The organism is Oleiphilus sp. HI0066, from assembly GCF_001635725.1.
On record NZ_LWFH01001535.1, the window covers coordinates 1 to 1,132 of the forward strand.

A 1,132-nucleotide genomic window follows, 5' to 3' on the forward strand; every position below is an offset into this window, starting at 1 on the left:
AGATTATCTCCCTAGCACCTGAAGTGCTTTAAGGATAGAGGCCCGTTATGAAAAAGATCAGACGTGACGATGAAGTGATTGTCATAGCAGGCAAGGACAATGGTAAGCGCGGTAAAGTAACGCGTGTTATGCAGGATGGCCGTTTGGTTGTTTCTGGTATTAACATGGTTAAGCGTCATACCAAGCCAAACCCAATGTTGGGTACACCAGGCGGTATTGTTGAAGCAGAAGCTCCAATTCAAGCTTCTAACGTAGCGATTTTTAATCCTACTACTAACAAAGCCGATCGTGTTGGTTTCAAAGTCCTTGAAGATGGCAAGAAGGTACGTGTGTTTAAGTCGAACAACGAAGTTGTCGACCAATAAATAAGCAGGTAGCGATATGGCACATATGAAAGAAGTATATACAAGCGAAGTCGTACCTGCGCTGCAAAAAGAGTTCAACTACAAGAGCTCTATGCAGGTACCTCGCATTGAAAAGATCACCTTGAACATGGGTGTAGGCGAAGCATTGAACGACAAGAAGCTATTAGAGAATGCAGTTGCAGATCTAGAAGCGCTTGCTGGTCAGAAGCCAGTTATCACTAAAGCACGCAAGTCAGTTGCAGGCTTTAAGGTACGTGAAGGCTATCCAATCGGTTGTAAAGTAACACTGCGCGGTGAGCGTATGTGGGAATTTTTCGAGCGTTTGGTTGGTATTGCTATTCCTCGTATCCGTGACTTCCGTGGTTTGAACTCAAAGTCTTTTGACGGTCGAGGCAACTACAGCATGGGTGTTAAAGAGCAGATCATTTTCCCTGAAATTGATTACGATAAAGTAGATAAAGTTCGTGGTTTAGATATCACGATCACTACTTCTGCTCAAACGGACGATGAAGGCCGCGCTTTGCTAAGTGCCTTTAACTTCCCATTCAAGAAATAAAGGTAAGAGCAAATGGCTAAGATCTCAATGAAGCAGCGCGAAATTAAGCGCGAAAAAACAGTTGCAAAATTTGCAGCTAAGCGTGCGGAATTGAAAGCTATTATTGCAAGCCCAGCGACTTCTGAAGAAGATCGCTGGGAAGCGCAGAAGAAGCTTCAAAAACTTCCACGCAATGCGAGCCCTAGCCGTCTTCGTAACCGTTGTCAGGTTA

The 1,132-nt window shown here is 44.3% G+C and carries 3 protein-coding genes; all 3 read left to right on the forward strand.

The genetic code is table 11. The features are described from left to right. Positions 1-47: 47 nt before the first annotated feature. On the forward strand, positions 48-365 hold the full coding sequence (gene rplX, locus A3738_RS23895; RefSeq protein WP_068475215.1) for a 50S ribosomal protein L24: 318 nt from the start codon (positions 48-50) through the stop codon (positions 363-365). 16 nt (positions 366-381) lie between these two features. Next, a complete protein-coding gene (gene rplE, locus A3738_RS23900) occupies positions 382-921 on the forward strand; it encodes a 50S ribosomal protein L5 (RefSeq protein WP_068474437.1) in 540 nt (179 codons plus the stop codon). 12 nt (positions 922-933) lie between these two features. After that, positions 934-1,132: 30S ribosomal protein S14 (rpsN, locus tag A3738_RS23905; protein ID WP_068763906.1), on the forward strand; the 199-nt coding region annotated here is incomplete at its 3' end.

Coding starts and splice junctions, on each gene's coding strand:
- rplX (WP_068475215.1), top strand. CDS start 48: ATGAAAAAGATCAGACGTGACGATGAAGTGATTGTCATAGCAGGCAAG.
- rplE (WP_068474437.1), top strand. CDS start 382: ATGGCACATATGAAAGAAGTATATACAAGCGAAGTCGTACCTGCGCTG.